26 protein-coding genes and 1 pseudogene are annotated in these 22,622 nt (G+C 39.2%); 2 read left to right on the top strand and 25 right to left on the bottom strand.

Going from position 1 to position 22,622, the window contains the following annotated elements:
- Positions 1–13 precede the first annotated feature (13 nt).
- The 7 genes from MKX47_RS09235 to MKX47_RS09265 form a co-directional block, all read right to left on the bottom strand.
- Positions 14–916 carry a sensor histidine kinase gene (locus MKX47_RS09235; RefSeq protein WP_340773288.1) on the bottom strand — a complete coding sequence of 301 codons (903 nt, stop codon included), beginning with the start codon at positions 914–916 and terminating at the stop codon, positions 14–16.
- Between the two features lie 23 nt (positions 917–939).
- Positions 940–1,710 (bottom strand): ABC transporter permease, encoded by a 771-nt coding sequence (locus tag MKX47_RS09240; protein ID WP_340773291.1) that lies wholly within the window; start codon positions 1,708–1,710, stop codon positions 940–942.
- Complete coding sequence (locus tag MKX47_RS09245; protein ID WP_340773293.1) at positions 1,703–2,626, bottom strand: ABC transporter ATP-binding protein; 924 nt, start codon at positions 2,624–2,626, stop codon at positions 1,703–1,705. The genes MKX47_RS09240 and MKX47_RS09245 overlap by 8 nt, the downstream gene beginning before the upstream one ends.
- Before the next feature lie 83 nt (positions 2,627–2,709).
- Positions 2,710–3,402, bottom strand: a complete 693-nt coding sequence (locus tag MKX47_RS09250; protein WP_340773297.1) for a response regulator transcription factor — start codon at positions 3,400–3,402, stop codon at positions 2,710–2,712.
- A 316-nt stretch (positions 3,403–3,718) separates the two neighbouring features.
- Complete coding sequence (locus tag MKX47_RS09255) at positions 3,719–4,477, bottom strand: hypothetical protein (protein ID WP_340773300.1); 759 nt, start codon at positions 4,475–4,477, stop codon at positions 3,719–3,721.
- Between the two features lie 34 nt (positions 4,478–4,511).
- On the bottom strand, positions 4,512–4,745 hold the full coding sequence (locus MKX47_RS09260) for a single-stranded DNA-binding protein (protein ID WP_340773302.1): 234 nt from the start codon (positions 4,743–4,745) through the stop codon (positions 4,512–4,514).
- 145 nt (positions 4,746–4,890) lie between these two features.
- A complete protein-coding gene (locus tag MKX47_RS09265; protein WP_445683610.1) occupies positions 4,891–5,763 on the bottom strand; it encodes a recombinase family protein in 873 nt (290 codons plus the stop codon).
- A gap of 55 nt (positions 5,764–5,818) precedes the next feature.
- On the opposite strand from MKX47_RS09265, the gene MKX47_RS09270 reads away from it, so the two are divergent.
- Both MKX47_RS09270 and MKX47_RS09275 read left to right on the top strand, forming a co-directional pair.
- Positions 5,819–6,382 (top strand): transposase, encoded by a 564-nt coding sequence (locus tag MKX47_RS09270; RefSeq protein WP_340770878.1) that lies wholly within the window; start codon positions 5,819–5,821, stop codon positions 6,380–6,382.
- Positions 6,340–7,209, top strand: a pseudogene (locus tag MKX47_RS09275) (IS3 family transposase); the annotation flags it as partial. The gene MKX47_RS09270 and the pseudogene MKX47_RS09275, both read left to right, overlap by 43 nt.
- A 14-nt stretch (positions 7,210–7,223) precedes the next feature.
- On the opposite strand, the gene MKX47_RS09280 reads toward MKX47_RS09275, so the two are convergent.
- From MKX47_RS09280 to MKX47_RS09365, 18 genes are all read right to left on the bottom strand, one after another.
- Entirely contained in the window at positions 7,224–7,934 is a 711-nt protein-coding gene (locus MKX47_RS09280) for a recombinase family protein (protein WP_445683579.1), read from the bottom strand.
- On the bottom strand, positions 7,924–8,352 hold the full coding sequence (locus tag MKX47_RS09285; RefSeq protein ID WP_340773305.1) for a recombinase family protein: 429 nt from the start codon (positions 8,350–8,352) through the stop codon (positions 7,924–7,926). The genes MKX47_RS09280 and MKX47_RS09285 overlap by 11 nt, the downstream gene beginning before the upstream one ends.
- A 4-nt stretch (positions 8,353–8,356) precedes the next feature.
- Entirely contained in the window at positions 8,357–9,916 is a 1,560-nt protein-coding gene (locus MKX47_RS09290; protein ID WP_340773306.1) for a recombinase family protein, read from the bottom strand.
- 61 nt (positions 9,917–9,977) lie between these two features.
- A complete protein-coding gene (locus MKX47_RS09295; protein WP_092561635.1) occupies positions 9,978–10,214 on the bottom strand; it encodes an SHOCT domain-containing protein in 237 nt (78 codons plus the stop codon).
- Positions 10,215–10,409: 195 nt separating this feature from the next.
- Positions 10,410–11,111, bottom strand: coding sequence for an N-acetylmuramoyl-L-alanine amidase (locus MKX47_RS09300; protein ID WP_340773309.1), 702 nt, complete (start codon positions 11,109–11,111; stop codon positions 10,410–10,412).
- A gap of 31 nt (positions 11,112–11,142) precedes the next feature.
- The gene (locus tag MKX47_RS09305; protein WP_274338082.1) at positions 11,143–11,583 is read right to left on the bottom strand and encodes a phage holin family protein; all 441 of its coding nucleotides are present in this window, start codon (positions 11,581–11,583) and stop codon (positions 11,143–11,145) included.
- 75 nt (positions 11,584–11,658) lie between these two features.
- The gene (locus tag MKX47_RS09310) at positions 11,659–14,013 is read right to left on the bottom strand and encodes a hypothetical protein (protein WP_340773315.1); all 2,355 of its coding nucleotides are present in this window, start codon (positions 14,011–14,013) and stop codon (positions 11,659–11,661) included.
- 13 nt (positions 14,014–14,026) lie between these two features.
- Positions 14,027–14,530, bottom strand: coding sequence for a hypothetical protein (locus MKX47_RS09315; RefSeq protein WP_340773316.1), 504 nt, complete (start codon positions 14,528–14,530; stop codon positions 14,027–14,029).
- 15 nt (positions 14,531–14,545) lie between these two features.
- Positions 14,546–16,462 (bottom strand): siphovirus ReqiPepy6 Gp37-like family protein, encoded by a 1,917-nt coding sequence (locus tag MKX47_RS09320; RefSeq protein WP_340773318.1) that lies wholly within the window; start codon positions 16,460–16,462, stop codon positions 14,546–14,548.
- Between the two features lie 2 nt (positions 16,463–16,464).
- Positions 16,465–17,316 carry a phage tail family protein gene (locus MKX47_RS09325; RefSeq protein ID WP_144593841.1) on the bottom strand — a complete coding sequence of 284 codons (852 nt, stop codon included), beginning with the start codon at positions 17,314–17,316 and terminating at the stop codon, positions 16,465–16,467.
- A gap of 13 nt (positions 17,317–17,329) precedes the next feature.
- Positions 17,330–19,750 carry a phage tail protein gene (locus tag MKX47_RS09330; RefSeq protein WP_340773322.1) on the bottom strand — a complete coding sequence of 807 codons (2,421 nt, stop codon included), beginning with the start codon at positions 19,748–19,750 and terminating at the stop codon, positions 17,330–17,332.
- A gap of 202 nt (positions 19,751–19,952) precedes the next feature.
- Positions 19,953–20,339: a hypothetical protein gene (locus MKX47_RS09335; RefSeq protein ID WP_340773325.1), complete on the bottom strand. Its 387-nt coding sequence runs from the start codon at positions 20,337–20,339 to the stop codon at positions 19,953–19,955.
- Between the two features lie 11 nt (positions 20,340–20,350).
- Positions 20,351–20,941 carry a major tail protein gene (locus MKX47_RS09340; RefSeq protein ID WP_018664396.1) on the bottom strand — a complete coding sequence of 197 codons (591 nt, stop codon included), beginning with the start codon at positions 20,939–20,941 and terminating at the stop codon, positions 20,351–20,353.
- A gap of 3 nt (positions 20,942–20,944) precedes the next feature.
- Positions 20,945–21,286 carry a hypothetical protein gene (locus MKX47_RS09345; protein WP_039236509.1) on the bottom strand — a complete coding sequence of 114 codons (342 nt, stop codon included), beginning with the start codon at positions 21,284–21,286 and terminating at the stop codon, positions 20,945–20,947.
- The gene (locus MKX47_RS09350; RefSeq protein ID WP_053995424.1) at positions 21,283–21,714 is read right to left on the bottom strand and encodes an HK97-gp10 family putative phage morphogenesis protein; all 432 of its coding nucleotides are present in this window, start codon (positions 21,712–21,714) and stop codon (positions 21,283–21,285) included. Before MKX47_RS09350 ends, MKX47_RS09345 begins: the two co-directional genes overlap by 4 nt.
- A gap of 5 nt (positions 21,715–21,719) precedes the next feature.
- Positions 21,720–22,055: a head-tail adaptor protein gene (locus tag MKX47_RS09355; protein WP_039236515.1), complete on the bottom strand. Its 336-nt coding sequence runs from the start codon at positions 22,053–22,055 to the stop codon at positions 21,720–21,722.
- Between the two features lies 1 nt (position 22,056).
- A complete protein-coding gene (locus MKX47_RS09360) occupies positions 22,057–22,377 on the bottom strand; it encodes a head-tail connector protein (RefSeq protein WP_039236518.1) in 321 nt (106 codons plus the stop codon).
- Positions 22,378–22,403: 26 nt separating this feature from the next.
- Positions 22,404–22,616 (bottom strand): head fiber protein, encoded by a 213-nt coding sequence (locus MKX47_RS09365; protein WP_039236521.1) that lies wholly within the window; start codon positions 22,614–22,616, stop codon positions 22,404–22,406.
- Positions 22,617–22,622 lie beyond the last annotated feature (6 nt).

Consider the following 22,622-nt stretch of genomic DNA (forward strand, 5'->3'; position numbering starts at 1 on the left):
CATCAAAGATCTTTTATTCTGTCAGTATCCAGCTACACTTCACATATAACCAACTATCATTTAATTCAGCAGAAAGCTTTCCATTCATTTTATCCATCAAGGCTTTTGCAATAGATAACCCTAGTCCTGTACCTTTTCCTGATCGAGTTTGGTCTGCTGTATAAAACCTGTTAAAAAATAATTCAACATCTTTTTCTGTTATATCTTTTACATCATTACTTATTGTTAAATTTATTTTTGTGTTATTTTTTTCAAGTGTTATAGATACATTCCCATCTGAATACCTTATAGCATTTATAACAAGGTTTTCTATAACTCTTTTTATAGCTGACTCATCACCGATAATATTCATTTGTTCTTGAGGAATTTTAATGCTTGGAACTATGTGTTGTTCATTAAACTGGTCATATAAATTAATTGCAATTTCCTCAACAATACTATTCAACCCTAATTTTTCAAGTTTTAAACTATGATCAACGGATTCAATAACGGAAAGCTCGAAAAAATCATTTAGTAATATTTGCAACCTCTTTGCTCTATCTTTAGCAATTGCAAGATATTCCTTTCTTTCTTCATCTGTCACTTCAGGTTTTTCTATTAATTGAATATACCCCAAAATAGATGTTAGCGGCGTTCTTAAATCATGGGATATGTTTGCAACAGCCTGTTTCAACTCCCTTTCAGCAGATTTTTTCTCAATATTAGACAGAGCATGCAGATCAATCAAATTATTGATTTCAATTGTCATCTTTTCTATATCTTTATCTAACAATGTTATATCTATTTTCTTTTCAGTTTTTCTTGTATTATAATTTTTCAATTGATTTAATATATTCTTTAGTTCTTTTTTTATAAATAACAAGTGGGAAAGAAAAATGAAAGCTAATATACTTGAAATAATTACTAGATAAATCACTTTTTCCCCCCCACTTTCACTAATTATTTGATTTCTAATCTTCTAAATATCATGGTTCCACAATAGGCCATAATAATGAATGTTGATACAGAGATTAATAGATTCTTTCCAATTTCATTGAATGTAATAACAGGACGAAAGGCTTCATAAATCTGATAAAATATAGAATTTTGATATATGATTCTAACTATTTCATATTTAGGAACAAATCCCATTTCAATTATATATAAGATAATCGTTCCCATAACTGTTATAATAATAGTCTTTCCGCTCTCCTTAGCTAAGGAAGCAATAAGCATTACAATCGATGAATAAGCTATTATAATAAAAGTATATAAACTGAAGGCTCTCAATAAATATACAACTGTGCCACTAGTATAGATCTCACTATATCCCAATAAAAGAGTTTCAGATATGGCTGTAATTACTGGTAACATAACAGCAGTAACTATTGAACCTAAAGAAAAAACGATTAACTTTGCCAAATAAATATGCCTTCTTTTATTTCCACTTAAAACTTGATTTTTAACAGTACCTGTAGCATAATCTGCATTTATAAAAAAACCAGCAAAAGTACTTATAATTAAATTAAAAACTAATGGCAATTTCATCATTTCCATAGCATTATATTCTTTTAACCCTACATTTAAAAAAACTGTATTATTCATTTGCCACCAATCTATTATAACTAGATAGTTAGCCAATGCATAAACGAAAGCTACTACTCCAATCAAAACCCAAAATGTATGATTTCTTTTTAACTTAAATAATTCAGCTTTTATTAGATTAATCATTATTTACACCTCCCACAAGTTTTGTAAAATAACCTTCCAAGTCGTCTCCCATTTGTGAAAATTGCTCAATAATAAGTCTGTTTTTAGTTATGGTCATTGATACTTTCTGTATATCATTAAAATAACTATATAACTTTATGGTGCCATCTGGCATAACCTCAAAATCTGTTGTATCCAGTTCAGTTTCTATCACAGTAGCAGCTTTACTAGGATTATCTACTTTAATACGTAAATACTGTCTGCATTTTTTATTCAGCTCTGATGCTGTAATCTGTTCCAACAATTTTCCTTTATGAATTATACCATATCTTGTAGCAAGCTGGTTCAGTTCACTTAATATATGGCTAGATATTAAAACTGTCATTTCTTTTTCTCGATTTAGCCTTTTTATAAGTTCACGAAGTTCAACAATTCCCATTGGATCTAATCCATTTGTAGGTTCATCAAGAATTAAAAATTCCGGGTCACTTAAGAGCGCAATAGCAATGCCCAGTCGTTGCTTCATCCCTAATGAAAAATTGACCACCTTTTTTCTTCCTGTGTTTTGTAATCCAACAAGTTCCAAAGTTTTCTCAATAGACTTTTTATTTGGAATACCTTTTTGTAAGCGATGCAGTTCTAGATTCTCATAAGCTGTCATATTAGGAAATAAGGCAGGACTTTCAATGACTGCCCCTATTCTCTTGATAGATTGCATTAAATCCTTTTCTCTACTTTTCCCAAATAATTCTACATCCCCCTTAGTTGGAAATGCAAGACCTGTAACGATTCTAAGCAACGTTGTTTTACCTGCACCATTTTGTCCAATAAATCCGTAAATTTCACCTTTCTTAATTTCAATATTTACATCATCAAGAACAAAATCTTCTTTGTATTTTTTATAAAGATTATTAGTTCTTAGTACATATTGATTCATACGATTCTCCTACCTCCCTTATATGATAGTAATAGTATAAAAGCGGATCCATAAGAGAACTTAAAGAAAATATTAAAAAAACCTTAATTTTTAAGTCTGTATCCCATACCCCAGATAGTTTCAATATATTCTTCCTCGGGATTAATCTTCGCCAACTTATTTCTTATATGGCTCATATGAACACTAACTGTATTATCATCTCCTAGAAAATCATCATTCCAGATGCTCTGAAATATATTAGCCTTAGTGAAAATTTTGTTGGGAGATTGCATCAAAAGCAATAGTATTTCATATTCGCGAGCGGTTAATACGACTTCACTTCCTTTAACTGTCACTATTTTTGACTCTAAATCAAGGCAAATATCTTTATGTTTTAACACTTGGTTTTGTACTCGGCTTTCTACTTGTTTATATCGTCTTAATAAAGAATCAATCCGCGCAGAAACTTCTTCAATATCAAAAGGTTTCGTAATATAATCATCCGCTCCTGTTCTTAAACTGTTTACCTTAGTTTGGGCTTCACCTTTTGCTGAAATAATAATCACAGGTACTGAACTATGCTCTCTTATCCTCAAAAGAGCTTCTTCTCCTGTAATTCCTGGTAGCATTAAATCAAGAAGCACCATATCCCACTCTCGTTTCTTTATATACAGCATTGCTTCAGTTCCTGAAAATGCAGATTGTGCCGTATATCCACTCTTTCTTATAATATTACATAATAATTTGTTAATATCATTATCATCTTCTACAACTAAAATTTGTATTTCTTTTTCCATAATATCACCCATCCATCAGAATTAACATTGTGATCATCCCATCTTATTCCTTATTTTAGAAATAGATATTTTATACTAATTTATTATAAAATGATAGATTTTTATGGGAATGCTCACTGGTAAACTTTAGCTCTAACAGTTCACGTGCTTTTCTTAAAGAAATATATCCCAAAAATCCATGCCAATGTCATGGCGATAAGGTAAAAGGAATCACTGTAAATTATACTTTAATCTTTCAGATGTTTATAGTTATCATTTATATATTTCTTGAACTGCTTCCTTAGTGCTTCTATATGTGAATTGCTGATTCTATTCTTCAATTTTTCTCACCCTCAGCAAGCCTTAAAGTATAACTACTGCCTTTCTTTTCTTTAATAATCTTTCCATCTTTAGCAAGCCAATCTACCGCCTTACGTATAGTGGCTTGTGGTACCTCGGGAATTAACGGGTAAAGTTTGCGTTGAGAAATACCATTATCGTTACTAATAATATCCAATAAAATGGTATCAAGCCGACTCTCTTTTTCAAAACGAATTTTGTATGTATCATAATTTTCTGTAAGCTCTATCAGGTAATCCTTAGTGCTTTGAATGTAACTAAAGCAAGGATCTTTAGAATTGTGACAGTGTTCCCACATATCATCAAAATAGATTTGACCGCCTTTACTCTTTTTATAACAGTAATTCCTAAAAGCTTCAAAAGCATCTATAACTTTATGACATTGCTCAATATTCTTATCTATAGAATCCAGCGTACCTACTTTAGCTGTCTCAGAATATATGGCATCCTCATATTTCTGAATAGCCGATGCCCATTTTTGTGAGAAGTTAAATGACAACTCTTCTTCCTTTTCTGTTCTGTGGAACTTTGGGTTTATACTTTTTTTCTCATCTGCTATAGCTTTTTTCAAATCATGCTCTATTTGATCTACATAGGTCCTACCTGTCTGTAAGATTTCTTTATTCCCGCTTATTTCTGCTTGAACTTTATCATCATACTCAGCTTTCTTCTTATTACAGCGATTACAAACTCCATCTTTCCACTTGTGACCAAACAGCCTACAGATTAATGACAAAACGATCCCCCCTTCATGAATAGTAAAATTATTTTCAAACCTTTTCGTACCGCTGCTGGTTAGATGAAGTCTTTTCAATAGCCTTTATATTACCTTCCATTTTATTTACGTAGTTTAAAAATAAAGTCCCAAGCAGAAGTCGATCCTTTCTGGGTATTCTATTCCATACATAACCCTTGAACAGATCTTTGACAAGAAAGACTTCACCTTCATTCAAGTTTTCAGTTTCCTTAATAGCTTGTTCTAGTAACTCATTAACATCACCCATGTTGTCATCTCCTTATCAATAACAATATCAACATCATTGTTAATAAGATTATATGCCTTTTACCAATTCTAGTCAATAAGAAGAAAACCACCAATCAAGAGAATAAATATATCTCCTGAATGGTGGTCATTCATGTAGGTTATGTTTATACATCTACTTCTACACCAGATTTAAATTCAATAGTTAGTTTATCATCATAGACCGTTATTTTCTCTATAAGTCTCCTTACTAGTTGCTCATCATACTCCTCAAGGAGGGTGGATTGTTCATTAAGGAATTTTTCCATATCTTCTAGCCTTTGCTTGGAGCCTTTTTTGCCAGCTTCTTCTGCTAAAGCCTTATGCCTTTCCTCTCTGAGCCTGTAAATCTCATCGGCTATATCGTTATAATCTTCTTTGAAATTGGCCAGTCTCAAAAGGTCTTTTTGTAATTCCTCTAGCTTTTTATCTATCTCGGAAACAATATTATTGTCTGTTTCACTTATCACTGTTTCTATATTTTCCTTTAAGATAGTTAAAAAGCCATCCTTTTGCCCTATTAGTTTATTAATTGCATCCACCGTAGCAATACCTATCATATCCTCCAGCACGGTCCGGGAATGACAAGCTAACCCTGTATTCTCAAGTCTACTGACGCATCTCCAAACAATCGATTTTTTACCTCGGTTATTCCAATGAACTCTACGGTATATTTCGCCACACTCTCCGCAGAAGATAATTTGTGAAAATACATGATTTGAACTAAAGTTTCTTTTCTTTCCACTAGTACTTATATGTCCTCTACTTCTACGAACTAACTCTTCTTGTACCTGCATGAAGATTTCACGCGGGATAATGGCTTCATGGTTATTCTCTACATAATACTGAGGTACGATTCCGTTATTCACAACCCTCTTTTTTGTAAGAAAATCTACCGTATAAGTTTTTTGGAGCAGTGCATCACCAATGTATTTTTCATTACTTAATATTTTCCTTATAGTACTTGTATGCCACCTTTTTTTACCTGCACCTGTAAGTATAGGTGCTGCACCCCAAAAGTTAGAGTTAAAAAACTAACTTTTGGGGTGTTTTTCTATGTCAAAATATAGCGATGAATTCAAGTTACAGATTGTGAAGGAGTATTTAAAAGGACCATTGGGGTTTCAGTTGTTAGCGAAAAAATATTCAATTCCATCTAAGTCTGTGATTGAACGATGGGTAACTGCCTATAAAGCTTATGGAAAAGAGGGTTTACAACGAAAAAGCAAAAATGAAGTCTATTCTGTTCATTTCAAAGTAGATGTATTACACTTTATGAAACAAACAGGTGCTTCTTATCAAGATACGGCGATTCAATTTAAGATGAACAACCCGAGTTTAATCGCTAATTGGAACAGTATATTCCAAAAACAAGGAATAGAGGGCCTGCTAGAAAAAGTGAAGGGGCGCCCGTCTATGTCTAAAAAACCAAAATCAATTTCAACTAAGCAGGAAAAAGAAATGTCACGTGAGGAGCAGTTAGAACGCGAAAATGAACTGCTTCGTCTAGAGGTTGCGTACTTAAAAAAGTTGAAGGCTTTTCGAGAGAATCCGAATGCCTTCCTCGAAAAGCACAAGCAGCGATTGCCTTTGAACTTAAAACAGAAGGATTCCGATTAAAAGATGTCCTTGTACGCGTGGATATTCCAGCAGCGACGTATCATTATCACATCAAGCAAATGCATCAGGCCGATTCAGATAAAGACTGGAAAAGGTTAATCTTAGAGGCGTTTAAGAAACATGAAGGTCGATATGGCTATCGTCGTATTCATGCGGAATTGAAAGGGAAAGGGTACACAATTAATCATAAAAAAGTTCAGCGTCTCATGCAGGAAATGAATTTGAAGTGTGAGAAGTTCGTCCGCAAATCACGCTATAAATCGTATAAAGGCACGGTTGGAAAAGTGGCGAAAAATCGTTTGAATCGCCGTTTCAATACCCCTTATGCCCTTCAAAAAGTGGTAACCGACGTAACAGAATTCAAATGTACAAATGATGAAAAATTGTATTTGAGCCCAATTATGGATTTATATAACGGCGAGATTATTGGATTTAGTATGTCTAAACGACCGACACTCGATTTTGTGCTAGATTCTTTGAAACAAGCTCTTCCAATCATTCAAGAACGTGCAGAATATCGAACAACCATCCATTCCGATCAAGGTTGGCACTATCAACACAAAAAATGGGTCAAAGCATTAAAGCAGAACAAGATTTTCCAAAGCATGTCTCGTAAAGCAACATGTGCAGATAATGCGGCAATGGAGAACTTCTTTGGCTTACTCAAACAAGAAATGTATTACGGAGAAGAATTAGTTTCATATGACGTGTTAAAAAAGAAAATTGAAAAATATATTCACTACTATAACAACGAGCGTATTAAACAAAAACTGGCCGGCATGAGTCCGATACAATATCGAACGCATGCCAGCCAATTAGCTGCATAATAAAAACTCTAACTTTAAGGGGTCACTACCATACCGTCAGCTTCAAGTCCTTTTTTGATTTTATCCATACTGGAGCCTTCAAGGTACTCTCGGTAAATTCTTTTAACTATTTCAGCTTCCTCCGGCACAATTACTAATCGCTTATTTTCATCTTTGGTATATCCTAAAAACCTAGAACAATTGACCATTACCTCTCCCTGTTGGTATCGGTATTGATAGCCAAGCTTAACATTCTGGCTTAATGACTGGCTCTCTTGTTGCGCTAAGGATGCCATAATGGTAAGCATAATTTCACCTTTGGCATCCAGTGTATTGATATTTTCTTTCTCAAAATATACCGCTACATTTTTATCTTTAAGTTTCCTGATGTATTGTAGACAGTCCAAGGTATTTCTAGCAAATCGGCTTATTGATTTGGTAATAATCATATCAATTTTCCCAGCCATGCACTCATCAATCATTCGATTAAATTCGTCGCGATTTTTTGTATTTGTGCCGCTGATGCCATCATCAGCAAAGATCCCTGCAAATTCCCACTCTGAATTCTTCTTAATAAACTCTGTATAGTGTTCAATCTGCACTTCGTAACTACTAGCCTGCTCATCACTATCTGTAGAAACTCTGCAATAAGCAGCGACCCGAAGTTTTGGTGTTTCATCTTCTTTTCGGTTGTTGCCCACACGTTTTATTGCAGGTATAATCATTACATTTTTATTAACTGCCATCTTGCTGCACCTCACTTTCTATTAAGCTATATACATATTCCGCTTGTGTAAAAGGATTTGTATGTTTCTGAATTACTTGTCCTATGGAAAACTTCTTATAAATAGTAGGTTTATCTTCTGTCTTGGGTTCAAAGATTCTGCCTAGCTTTTTCGCTCTCTTTACCCTCTCTGCTTCTGCTTTTTCGTAGGTTTCTTTATCAATGATGGCAGGGTAATAATCATCACCAAGATAACGTTCATTTCTTAGCATCCTTCCAGCAGTTCCATGATAAGCATCTATTCCAGCAGTCTTTGCTGCGACCGATAAGGAAAGGCCTGATAAGTAACCCTTATATAAATCCCTAACCTTTTCAGCTTTTTCTTCATCGATAACTGCTATCCCATTCTCTATCCTATAGCCATAAGGCGTGTGCGCCATTTTCTCACATCCTTTCCCTTAGTGTGATTCCACATTTCAGAACAAAACCTATCTCTACCCTTGAGTAAACGATAATTTTTTCAATATGATCATTGAAAATTTGCTCGTTAAAAGTGTTTATCATTTCAGCCTTATTTGTAAACTTTATTAAGCGGCTGACTTCCTGCACCTTTGATAATTCTCCATTTAAAGCATGAATTAAAGCTTCTTTTTGCCCCATATAATTATCTGCTTCCATTTGCAGTTCATTGTTTTCTCTATTAAAAAGGGCAGGTTCTAGATAACCCTTTGCCATCAGCTTTACAAGCAGTTCTCTCTGTTCTGCATTTTTTTCAATTTGCTTCTCTAATTCCTGAATTCTTGAAAGGTTATCTGAGTTGCTCATTCCACGCAAAGCATCTAATAGTGGTTGTAGAATAAGTTTTCTACCGAAAATCAGCTTGTTCATCATAGTAACAAATGCCTTCTTTATATCCTCATCTCGAATAAACTGCATTGAACATTCTGTTATCTGCTTTAAGTGTTTACTACAACACCAGGCTACATATTTTCTTGTGCCCGATGAATGAATTCGTCTTTTAAAGGTGCTACCACATTCCGAGCAAATAATTTTTCCGGAGAAAGAATACCGGTTTTGGTACTTATCATTACGCTTTTCTATTCCCTTTTCTTTTGCCCTTTGATTTAAGGCAGCCTCTACTGCTTCAAACACTTCATGGCTGATAATTGCCTCATGGTGATTTTCTATTAAATATCTGTTTTTCTCACCATAATTGGTGCGCTTATTAAAACGGGAATCTGTATAGGTTTTTTGCAGTATAACATCCCCGGTATATTTCTCATTTTTTAGAATTCCTCGAATTGTTGTAGCAGTCCAACGACCACCTCTTTTGGAGGGGATACCCTTTTGATTAAGATCATCTGCTATTTTCTGTGTACCCTTGCCCGATAATACTTCTGCGAAAATATTCTTTACAATTTTAGCTTGCTCAGGGTTTACCACCATTTGACCATCAATGTTGTCATAGCCATATGGTGGGTAAGAAATCTTAAAAGTTCCGTTCTGAAATCTCCTTTGAATTGCCCACTTGTTATTTTCCGAAATGGAGATTGACTCACTTTCTGCAAGCCCGCTTAATATAGAAAGCATCAATTCACTTTCCATTGATTGGGTATTAATATTTTCTTTCTCGAAATAGATATAAATCCCAAGGTCCAACAGTTTACGAACCATCTCCAAACAATCCGTAGTGTTTCTTGCAAACCTACTAATGGACTTTGTAATAATTAAGTCAATCTTCTTGTTTTCACAATCTGATAGCATTCTGAGAAGTTCCGTTCGGTTTTCTTTTTTGGTACCACTAATTCCCTCATCATAATACAATCCAACATACTCCCATTCTGGGTTTGCCTTTATGTAAGTCTCATAATGGGATTTTTGTGCTTGTAGACTTACTAACTGCTCATCACTACCCGTAGAAACACGACAGTATGCGGCTACTCGTAGTTTAGGTTTGATAATCGATGCAACCTTATTTCCTTCTATTTTCGTTATCTTTTTCATCGCCTCACCTCCTTCTTGGTATGTCACATATTACCTCTGAAACCCTTATATATCAACGACTTCATGGCATTATCTCTGCTAAAAAAGGAGAGAAAGTTTGGCGGTTGAGTGCGTCTATCTTGTTGAATTCTGCCTCCGTTATTAAACCTTTTTGAAGCATCTTTCTAAGTAATTTCTCTGCTTGAATATAATCAAACTCACGCTTTAGCTGCTCCTGTGACATTTTCTTTAATTCGATACTTTTATCTATAACCCCATCTGAAATCTTCATAACCTTTTTATCCTCATGCTGATTCATGTAGAATCACCTCCTACCTAATAGCCGCGGGAACAGGTCGAAGTTGAGGATTTGTAAAAATAAAATAAAATCAGAGCATAAAAAAAGAGCCTGCAAGGGAATAACCCCCACAGGCTATATACATCTAATAGTTAACATTTTTAGGGAAACTCTGTAAAGCTAAAGCATAATTGCTTATTTACTCGCTCCCCTTGATTAATCATACTTAATAAATGCATCCGTAAAGCCTGCCTTTTTAGCTTTGGCAAGCTGTGCCTCAGCATTTGCTTTGTCCGAATATGCACCGATCTGCACGCGGTAATATTTCTTTTTCACCGGCTCTGCTGGTTTATTTTCAGCACTTAATAACTTCTTCACATCTGCTCGAAAGGTATTCATACTCTTACCATGTTTAGGAAACCAGTGCATCACATCCGCATGGTTACTAGCAATGCCTTGTTTATAACCTTCGCTGTGACAGATAATATCTTTCTCACTAAGCCCATAGAGTTTACAAAGATATACACAAAGCTCTACAGCTTCCTTATAAACGGCAGAAAAATACGAGGCATCAGTTAGACCGTCCTCGCAGATTTCAAATCCAATATGAGTATTGTTCGCCGTTCCGCCAGCATGCCAACCTCGGTGATTCCAAGGCAATGTTTGAAAGGTAGCAATAGAGCCATCTGCTAATTTACCAATAAAGGCATGAACACAAACTTGACGCCCCCCAGGTTTATCTTGATTCCAATGGTTGTTGTACTGGTTCTTTCCTAACAAACCGTCATCTGGACCAACATATCGCTTAAGCAACGGGTTGTTGGCCCCAGTCGAGTGAACCATGATACCCTTCGGTTTTATTGTTTTACCTGCTTTATAGCAGGCATTGTTCGTAAGTATTAGTTTGCGTAACTTCATTAAAATCACCTCTAATCAAATATTAATTCAATCATCTTCCATCACCAGGCTTAGGCGGTTCCTTATCACGTCCATGTAGTTGCTGTAGAACCGATTTTAGGTTTTCTGGGATAGGCAGTCCAATATGCCCAGCATTCTCCAAAATGGATACTCCTTCATTACTTAGGTAGAAAAAGATTACTGCAGTTCGTAAAATGCCACTATTTTCTCCAATACTAACCAAAATTTGTGTATCGATAATATGAGCGATTCCTACCATTATAAAGATGAGCACCTTTTTGAAAATTCCCTTAGCACCGATTTCGCTACACAGTTTTTTATTCGCAATTGCACAAAGGACACCTGTCAGATAATCGATGACCACGAAGGCTACCAGTGCATAAAGAAATCCATCATAACCGCCGAGAAACCATCCGAAAAATCCACCGGCAGCGGCAAAAGTCAGCTGTATCCAATTCCAAATCTCTTTCATTAAAAACACCTCCGTTTCGAGTATTTGTATATAGAAAAGCACCCCTGCAAATTGCAAGAGCGCTGAATTTTATCTTTATATTATTTGAATTAGGTCATGAATTTGTTGCATTACATCTGCCCTTGGTCTTCCTGTACCAATAGGTAGCCATGTGACAGGTGGTATATCGAATGCCTGGGAGGAATCAAAACTATTAACCATTATAATAATCGCATCAATAGCTTTGCGTATTTCAACGATATGAAATGGCCAATTCTTAACAGCTGTCTTTCCTGCGATGATATCCTCTTTCCAAGTTGCAGGGGACAGATTGTAATAGCTACGAATCCTGTTTATAGCAGTTCGAAGCGTCTGAATATGTGCTGCCTTTACATGCGTCACATTTGGAGTGATGATTTCAAAAGGTAATGCCAATATCGTAAAAGTACGAACAACTTCTATACTTGCTGATTCGATATCACTGTCAAGACAACGGAAGGTAACCGTATGATTACCTGCAGAAAGCGGTTCAGCTTGGTAAATTGTCTTGACCCCATTACCAAGATAGCCGCTTACAGAAAACCGCTCAGGATTGTCTACGCTGTTTTGCCATGAACCAGAGTCAATCCTTACCTCCACTATTTGTGATTGTCCATCCGGTTCAATTCCTGTTGTGATCATAAAACGTGGTGTAGCATTATAAGTAAAATTGCCAGACATTGGACAGTCCACTACTGGTGATGCAGGTGGGCTGTTTTTCTTTACCATGTTGCTAACTACAAAGGCAGAAACTGCATCAAGTGCATCTGTGACGCTGATTCGATAACGAGTATATCTACCGGCAACCTGTGAGGCATTTACCTGAAGAGTGCCTGAAGTCGCATTGGAAATAACTGTCGTCAGTGCTTCATAAGCAGACCAATTTAGTCCATCTATCGAAGTGGCCTGTTGAATAACATATTGCTTGATGGAGCTGGTTCCAGGTACCGTTCCACTCCACGAAAGGTTTATTGTATTTACTTCATAGATAGGAGGGTTTGCGGTAAAAGAAGTCGGCGGTATTGGTAGTATGTTTTTACGAACAGTATTACTGGTAATAGTCCAGCCTGAGTAAAAATTCTCTCCAGCTGTACCACGGGTTCTTATTCGGAACCGACGATAATGACCACGTGTAGCAGGTGGACTGACATTTAAAATACTGCTTGTTGCAGAAGTATTGACTATCGCCAATGCCAACCAAGCACCCCAATTGCTATTATCTGGCGAATCACTATATTGTATTTCGTAGGAAGTGATGGGATTACCTGCGCCACCAGCTGCTCCACTCCACGAAAGAGTAACGTTTCCTTCAGATAATGTTGCACTTACCGTGCAGGCAGTCGGTGCTGCACAGGCAGTGATGTTGCAATAAATGCTATTACTGATTTTCTCTATTGAGTAAACATCAAATGTGTCAATTGTCCAAATACCAAATTGTGTATATGTTCCTGGGGTCCTCGATACAATTGGATTATAGCTACCACCGCTTGCTGCCAATGTCAACATGGTCAACACATTCCACGCACTCCATGTGCTGTTATCCGTGGATGTGCGACTGGCAATTTGATACCCCTTAATTGGACTGGTACCGCTAGACGCTCCGCTCCAAGTAAGTGTGATAGTCTCATTACTATATGCCGCAGGGGAGGCAACAGCAGTCGTTGCTGGCTTTGGTACCGTATTCCTGCGGACGCTGTTTGTGGATACTTTCCAGCTAGAGTAATAACTAGCTCCTGCTGTACCACGGGTTCGTACACGAAATCTTCGGTAATTACCTCGCGTTGAGGGCGGTGCTACTGATACACTGCCACTTGATGCTGTGGTGGTCACAGTTGTCAGAGCAGTCCATGCTCCCCATGTGATGTTATCGGCAGAATCACTATATTGAATCTCATAACTAGAAATCGTATTATTGATGCCCCCAGAAGCACCACTCCAAGAAAGAGTCACATCCCCTTCCGCAAGTGTCGGGGAAACCGTACAAGATGTCGGTGCTCCACATGCTGTAGTAAGCAATGGAGAGCTTAATACCGTATAACTCGAATTGGTAATTACACCAGAGGATAATGGCAATCGCCCATCAGATACCACTTTGAATGTGACTAGCTGGGTTGCATTACCTGTAGTAGAAGCACAGGTCACCGAAACATACCTGAGTCTTGGTGTAGTTCCATCCCAGTTATCCCCGTCCGCCGCTTTGATTCGCACCTGCGAAGAAGATCCATTTACAGTCATTGTACAAAGCAATGCATAACCATTATGGATGAAGGAACCTGAAGAACCCAATGCAGCGGATATGGTAAAGTTGTATGTCATCTGGCTATTATTAGGTCGGCTTTTAGTATAAGTAATCGTGTAATAAACGGTCGGGCTGGAACCCGCCTGCAGAGTGATGCCGTTAATATCCGCCACTTATATTCACCTCCTATTCATAAACCGCAGAAACTAGCGAGTTTACCAACCCGCAAAGACTAGTATTCAACCGAGTAGCAATAATGTTATTTGCTGAAATCGATGTAGCAGCTGAAGGTATTAGAACATCAGCAATACCTAGTTCATAGACATCGCTTGTTCTTGTCAACTCCGGAGCTATGGGCGATGCCGTTGGAGTACCAGTAACAATGGCGAGCTGAATGCTTCTCGTAATTTGACTTAAACGAACCACAACCCTGTCTATGCGAGGATTGCTCCCATCTGCTGTAGCAAGGGGTTTATTTAAAACATCCGTATTTTCATATCTATAACCATTAATCCATGCACTGCCCGGTGCTATGGTTACTGCTAATCCAATCCCAGGAGATACCAGTAAGTTTGTTGGTGTCGCATAAAACACACCATTCGAGACAAGGCTTCCAAAGTATGCAGCGAAGTCCGTTGCATCATAGACTCTATCACCATCGGATGAATTGAAAAATCCGCTTTTTTCCATCAATCACTCCTCCTTCTATTCCGTTTTTGTATACTCTATTACTACATAGCCTGTATACGCAGTTCTATCATTGCCTGGTTCGACTACAATGTCGGTCTTATTTGCGAAGAGTCCGATTTGCGATGCGAAGTTGTTGTACCGGGCAAGGGGCAGTGGCAAGAATACGGTCCCATTTGTCGCAAAGCCTGTTAAACTGACAATAGTGCTGAGGTTTGATATGCCGTGAGCTACGCTTTTCGGTGTCGTATTTGTAAGTGACCCAAGATTCACTTGCTTGCGATAAATTGTCTTACCATCTATCCATAGTCGCCCAGTGTTTTGTTCTGTAGTTGAATAGTCGCTAAAAGAAGAAACCATTTTAGTAGCTGTAATTGTACGGTCTGCAATTTTTAAACCTGTAACTGCTCCATTGGCAATTCTTGCAGTAGTTACAGGTTCATTATTGATATTAAGCCAGTTTGCTTGACCAGAAGGGTTATTAAATACGAAAACGGAAATCACATAGAATGTCATGGTATTGCGAGAAATGAAGAAACCCATTGCCCGCTGATAGCCATTTCCCGTATCGTCTCCGTTATGCTTTACCAAAAAGACATGCCCATCGTCACTTGGCTGGTCACTAAACTTATTCCCGCTCCATGAAGTGAAATAAAAGGCATCTCCAGGCTTCATATGGTACAACGTATATTGGCCAATCGATATAGTACCTCCGCCCACATTAATCTCCAGTGCAGGTAATTTTCCATATAGATTGTTAATAGTAGATGCAACGTTGTCTCCTTGAATCTCTGAATCTACCTCCGTCAAGTCACCCAAGGTTTCTTCCACAGTTCCCAAAGCCTGTGCAATTTCAGATATGCCCGTTGGAGCGGATATTGCTGTTTTTACCTCACTTAACTCAGAGCGGACTTTTTGGGCGATTGTCAACTCCGCTTTTCCGAACACTACGCTGATGCTCTGTCCATCTGCGTCATAGGTTTCTTCGACTTCGGTGATGCGCGTCGTCATGGATACACCCCATGCTTTGGAAATGACTTTGACAGTCTGCCCAAGATCGAAGTCTACTTTATATGTTAAATTGCCGTGTGGATTGATAGATGTATCAAATGAATATCGTATGGCTTGCTCACTCAGCTTACTTTGACCTCGAAAGATTAGTGTATCAATGTAATCCGAACCAAAGTCTTCCGCCCGCAAATCCTTAGCATCCACAAAAATTTCATGTCTTGTCTCACCTGAGCCACCTGTAATCGAAATAAAGGTTCGCTCTGTGCCTTCTCCTTCACCAGCAACGAGGGCAGTGTTGGCATAATCTCCTGCACTTATCGTATAAATCTGTTCCGTAAGATTTTCATATTCCTTAGAAAATACTGCTTGTGATTCCTTTCCTCTATACAACGATATGGTAAATCCCCCTGTCGCGGGAGAGAACACGGTCTTAATGCCAATATCTGAAGCAACACATAGTCCTGTCACCGCATCCATCAAATTTCTATACGATATTTGTGTGCTGATGGGAACATTTAAGTTTGGAGCAGAAAAGGATATATTCGAAATCTTCCTTGCTGTATCAGAAGGATTGATAAGATTATTATTTAAAAGTTGCTCTACACAAGTAGAAATATCACCAGACAATTTCTCCGTTTGCCAAACAATGCGGTGGGAGAGGAAGGAGGTTGCAAACCGACCACTCACAGTAATAACTTCATGCTCGGTTTGAGAAAGTTCCAGATGTTCGATGATCCCAGCTTCCTCATCATCATTTTTCCAGATGATATTCCCTTCCTTTAATAGTTCTGTATTTTCCGAAGTTGCAATCGCTTTTAACTCAAATGAGCCACACTGGGAATAGCGTCTCGTCCAGCGTAAGTACTCGAAGGACTCCACAATGCCCACAAGCTCTCGGTTTGAATTGTAGATATACAGTTCCATCTTTACACCCCCAGAAACTGCGGACGAAAGTAAATACTAACCTCTAACAGTTCCATATTGACTGAAGCATCGTATCGCAGTGTATTAAGACCTGCTGCGAGTTGAAAGAACACCGAATTGGTATCCAACAGTGAAAAAGCATTTGTAACCGTTGAACCATCAACTTTGATCACACGCTTACCAGCGAAATGGGTATATACACGAAGTTCATCCCCAGCGCTCATTGTAGTGAGAAGTCGGATATATTCTCCCGTGTCTATGTTTAATAGTTCAGGGTTCGACACAGTACCTAAGGCCCTAAACACTATCTCGCATCCACAAGATACATCCCCTATATTTTCCACCGTAATGATTTGGCTAGGTTGACGCATTCCGAACTCCATCCCAGTCATTGGAATTTCCAATTCAAACTCAAATAGCGGTATCCATGATGCCAGTTCCTCTCGCACCTCATTTAATGTCTCAAAGAAAGGGGATGGGCAGAGCAGACTGACAAAGAAGTTTGGTATTCGTTGCCGATTAGAAACACTAAAACCTGCTTCCTCTACCACACAGGAAATCTGTCTCTCACGGTATTGAAGGGTTCCTAGTAGCTTTGGGCTGAATATTTGAAGGAAGTGTTGTCTCCTTTTATAAGCTTCATCGGGAGTATCAGCAACAACCGTACCTTCAATCGTTATGTTTCGCATATCTAGTGTGGAGGAAATATAAAAAGCGCCATCTTGGTCTGGCGCCTTGAAAGTGTTAACAGTTTGACGGATGTTGCCAGTACCATCTATCTTCGTAAGAAAGTACGGTCGGCTTTGCTTTAGCGTAATACTCTCTCCATCTCTATTGGTATATGTTAGTTCCATTGCCGTACCTCCTTTACAATTCAAGTGCCAGTTTACGGGATAGGTTCTTAAACTCCCGTGCTAGTTCTTTTTCTGATAGAGCCTTAGGTGTCACTACAGAAATGTTTTGAGTGATACTTGCACCAGTGGCATTGCCTTGCCCAGATACACCTCTGTAATTAAAGTCAAAGCTGGTTGGCACTGCATTTTGCATATCCCTTGAAACTGCTGTCATTGCATCCTCAAAACCTACACCGATACCTTCACCCATGTTGCGGCCAATTCCAGCAAATAGGGTTGAAGGAGAGCGGATACCGAAGAAGTCTTTAATCCTTGAAACAACATTTCCGAAAAATCCAGATATTTTACTCCATAGCCATGCCCCTGCGTCTGAAATACCTTGCCATAGACCTTTAATCAGATTGCCACCCACTTGAGCCATTTGACCGATATAGCCAGTAAAGGCTTTGATCAGTCCAGAGATAATCTGCGGTACTGCTTTAACAATCTCCACGATTATCCTTGGTAGGTTTGCAATCAATGCCACAAACAGTTGTACACCCGCTAAGATAATCTTATCGATGTTACCAATAACGGCATTGACCAGCGAGCTAACAATCTTGGGAATAGCACCTACAACAGTAGTAATAATCTGCGGCAATGCCTGAATGAGTGAAACTAGAAGCCGGATACCTGCATCAATAATCAAAGGAATCGAGCCAATAACAGCATTGATGATACTGTCGATAATTTGCGGAATTGCTTCCACAACTGCTGTAATAATGGTAGGCAAAGCTGTGACCAGTGAGGTCAATAATTGAATACCCGCATCAATAATCTGTGGAATAGATGCAATGATAAAATCCACTATTGCTTTGATGATGACCGGTAAGGCAGAAGTAAGCTGAGGTATTGCCTCTACCAATCCCTGTGCTAACCCTATAATCAACTGCAAAGCGGCATCCAAAATGAGTGGTAGGTTATCCATCAATCCTTGGACAATCTGCATAACTGCAGAAACTGCCGCAGGGATGAGTTGTGGTAACGCTATGCCGATTCCCTCCACAAGTGCTGTTACTAATTCAATTGCTGCATTTATTAGCAGTGGAAGGTTATCAATTAATGCACCGACAATCGTCATTAGAGCACTTACCGTCGCTGGAATAAGTTCGGGTAAAAGGCTCAAAATTGTTTCCAGTACTTGCGCGAATATATTTGTAACCAATTCAAGAAGCATTGGTAGCAAGTCTGCAACCGCCGCTAATATTGCGCCTGTCGCTGTTGGCAAGGCGGCTACGATATTTTCTAAAACCGGTACAATATTAGTGACAACCGCCTCGAAAGCATCAACAAGATTCTCAGTCAGATTCGTCATATCAGCATTGGCATTACCGAGTCCAGCTGTAAATGAACCAAGTGCGGCCTGTAGTAACCCAATAGAACCGGAGATTGTCTCGGTTGATTCTTTTGCAAAGTTACCTGCATACTGCTCTGTGTTCTCAAAGAACATTTGCATTGCTACTTCGGCTTTTTCCGCTTGTGTTGCAGTATTCCAAGTGAAATCCAGACCCTTTGCGAGAGCATAGGCTTCGATGTTTGTAGCGTTCATCGCAACACCTAAGTTATCCATCATATCAAAGTTACCCTTTGCCGCCCCAGTGACTGCCTCCAATGCCGAGGACATATCAATACCCATAACAGATGCCATGTCTGCCGCACGTTGCATGGCCTTTTCAGTTAGCTCAAGACTTCTCTGTTGCTGTATACCAGAACCTTGGAATAACGCGCCCATTTTGTTGGCAGTTGCTAGGTACTCACTTTGGGAAACACCTAGATTTTTATAGGCTTCCTCACCAGTTTTCTGAATCGATGCAGCATATGCTCCAAAAACCGCCTCCGATCCACCTAGGTTTTGTTCTAATTCTCCGAACTGAGTAACTACCTCTTTACCTAACTTAATAGCCGCGGCTCCAGCGGCAACGGCAACCGCACCCATCGCCACACCAATTCCCTTGAGTACACCGCCAAGCTTTTCAAACCTGCCACCAGCATCCTCTGCACTTTTACCGGAATCCTCTAACTCTTCACCGAGATTATCCGCTTCAATTGTAGACTCCTCAAGTTCACGTTCCATAAGGTTCAGTTCTGCCTGAGCCCTGTTTAATTGTATTAGCCAGTTTTGGGTACGACGGTCATTTTCACCGAAAGAGGAGGAGGCATTATCAAGGGCAGCCTTAAGGGTAGAAATCTTTTCTTTCTGTGCGTCAATTTCTTTATTTAAAACGGCATTTCGAGCCGTGATCGATTGAATGGATTTATCGTTTTTATCAAATTGACTGGTTACAAGGGCCATTTCACTACCTAGTACCTTAAATGATTGATTGATTTCGGAGAGTGCCTTCTTAAATTCTCGCTCACCCTCGACACCTATTTTTAATCCAAAATTATCCGCCATCCCTTCACCTCCTCCTATATGCCTAGTGGGATAATATCGTCAATGGTCTGAGTTTTCTTTGGCTTTTCAATGCCATGCCACTGCTTATGGCAAGCCCATAAATCAAAAAACAGTCCAATTGGCAGGAGCCAGAATTCCTCTGCCTCCATGCCCATCTGGACTGTTCCATAATAAAGAAGCCGGGTAAAGACCTCAGCGTCCGTTACCCGACTTCCACGTTTTTTGGAGTTTCCTCCTCACTTTCCACATTTCTCTTTGTACCTTTGAACATTGCCTCGGTAATTGCAGTTTTATATGCCGCTAAGTCAAGCGGTGAAGTAAGAAGCTCCACTTCTTCCTCTGTAAGCAATTCTTCTGGTGCGTTCTTATTCTTAAGATTACGAATCAAAATGGACTGGTTTGCAAGCAGCGTGATTAGCCAAACAATCTCGTCCAGTGCCATCTCGAAGTTTTCTGATTTCATCAGTTTTTCTCCAAGGTTTTCAAGACCACCGTAACGACCGGCAATGGCCTTTGTTGCACGTGTAGTTAAAACCAGTTCATACTCTTTGTCACCTATGTTGATTAAGGCACTTCTATCATTATCCATGATTTCCCCTCCTATGGTTCAGGTGTATATACAGGTTCATAGACTTCAGTGAACCAGCCTGTTATGGTGGTCGATGAAACACCAGGATCACCTTCTGTAACTTCCGCTTTCCATGGGTGCTTGCCCAATCCATCTAGCTTATTCCTACGCATAACGGTTCCTTCGATGGTGGGTGTAGAAAAGGTAATGGAATCAGCCTTTGTCTGTAAGTTGGTAGCTGGTAGTCCAAACTTAACGCGATACAGCCAAAAATAGCGGTATGTTCCATTAGCTCTTTGTGCACGAAACCCTACTGCAACTGGTGTACCCACATTTTCACTGGCTGAGATTAATACTCCGTTGTCATCTGTAGAAGCACCAGTTAAATCCGCTGCAACTGTCGGACCAATGTCGTCAACACCGAGAGTGAGAGTACCACTGTTAAAGTCTTTCACAACCTCAGCCGCACCATCGTCAGCATACAGAATTGCTTCCACCAGTTCTACCGAGAGTTCAGCAGTGATGGCTTTTGCAAGTACAGAAGGTTGGGCATAAGTTTCCTCACCGTTAGCGTCCTCGGTTATTTTTGAATAGTACAGTCTATCAAGACCGATCGTTGCCATGTGTTATTCCTCCAATCTATAGTTTTTAGCCACATCGATGGCGTAATGATGATATCCAGTATCATCCTCGTGACCGATATATCTTCGTTCTGTCACAGTAAACTCTGCATTTATTAAAGAAGTTGTGAGCTGTCTTTTCCGCCTTAGATAGTTATTTTTAGAGAACAGTGATATCCTCGCTTCCTGCACATCAAAGCCTGGACGGTTATCAGCATGAACTTCAAAAATATCCGAAAGAGGGAGAATCACGACATACTCATCTGGTGCCAAACCTGAAAAAACCCCGGTTTCCACGGGAAGCGGTATAGTGGAAACAAGGGTATTCAATTCCTCTAAAATATTCATATTTTCTCGATCTCCTCCTCCAGCTTGGCGACCATTGCGTTGATGCAAGGTTTCCTGGATGTATTCCTCGCAGGCTTTAGGAAGGGTTTTGCAGGCTGACCATGTTTGCCATATTCGATGATGCTGGCAAGTTTAGCATTGCTCTCACCGTCAGATCGCGGCTCAGCAAAGCCAACTTTTACATTGAAGTTACCGTTTCTATCCTGCTTTGCACTCGAGAGTCCTAATGAAGATAGCAGCTCGCCCGTACTTTTAGATGGATATTTCGTGCCCTTGCCAACCACCTTACTTAGATTTCCTTTAACTTTATCCAGCACCACTTCACCGCCAACTTCCAAAACCTTAGGAAGAATCACATCGGTCTGGTCAGCTAATCGAGATACCTTTAAAAGGAATTCTTCTGGCATCTTTATATTCGCTTTTGCCATATCCATCACCTCACAGTTGGTTCTAGCTTTTCAGCTAAAACCTCGACATACATTCCTCGATTTCTTACATCCTCAACACTTAAAATCTGATATCTTCCATCATCACAGACGATGACCATTTCATTCGTCACCTTAAGTCCGAAGATTTTCCTGAACCTGAATAGGGAAGTTGCAGATGAAAATGATGCCATATTCGTCCACCGTTCACTGCCATGCCGATCTTCCTTATAAGCAAGTACACTAGCGAGTATGTTGTCACCTTTTGTGGCGAAGCCTTCCTCATCCTTTATTGGTACCGTACAGATGATATCGATGAAGGTGTTCATCTTTCCAAAACTCATACTAAACACCCCACTCTCGGTCAAGTCGTAAAAGTAAGTTCACTGTGTTCCATACTTGTTGCCCCGCCTGTACACTATCTGCAAAGAAACCTGCCGTCGAGCCATCCCTGCTTTCATAGAAATGACTCGACAACATAATCACTGCCTGTTCTGTTGTTGGAGGCATGGCATGGGTTTCATAATAGTTTTCAGGAACATGCTGATAGCTCTGTGCATATGAAACTGCAGCAGTGATAAATCCAATAAGGAGGGAATCATCCTGATCATGCGTTAAAATTAAGTTCGCTTTAACTTTAGGCAAGAGATTATCTGCCACTGCCATACTACCAACCTCCTTTACATTCCACCTTAGTCAGTCTCCATAAGCCCCGCTGCCTTTAGTTTGGCGAGCAGAGAATTGAAGTCCGTAACTAATCCAGCAACATCGGTAGCTATGCTGTCTGCCTGATTTTCAAGAACAGGAAGCCCCGTAACCGAGGCCCCCTCTTTAATTTCTAAAACGCCACCGATAACAGTTTTTTCTCCGCCTTGTTCGGTATAGTTCTTCGTGTTATAACTCATAAAGCA

The organism is Solibacillus sp. FSL R7-0668, from assembly GCF_038006205.1.
GTDB lineage: Bacteria > Bacillota > Bacilli > Bacillales_A > Planococcaceae > Solibacillus.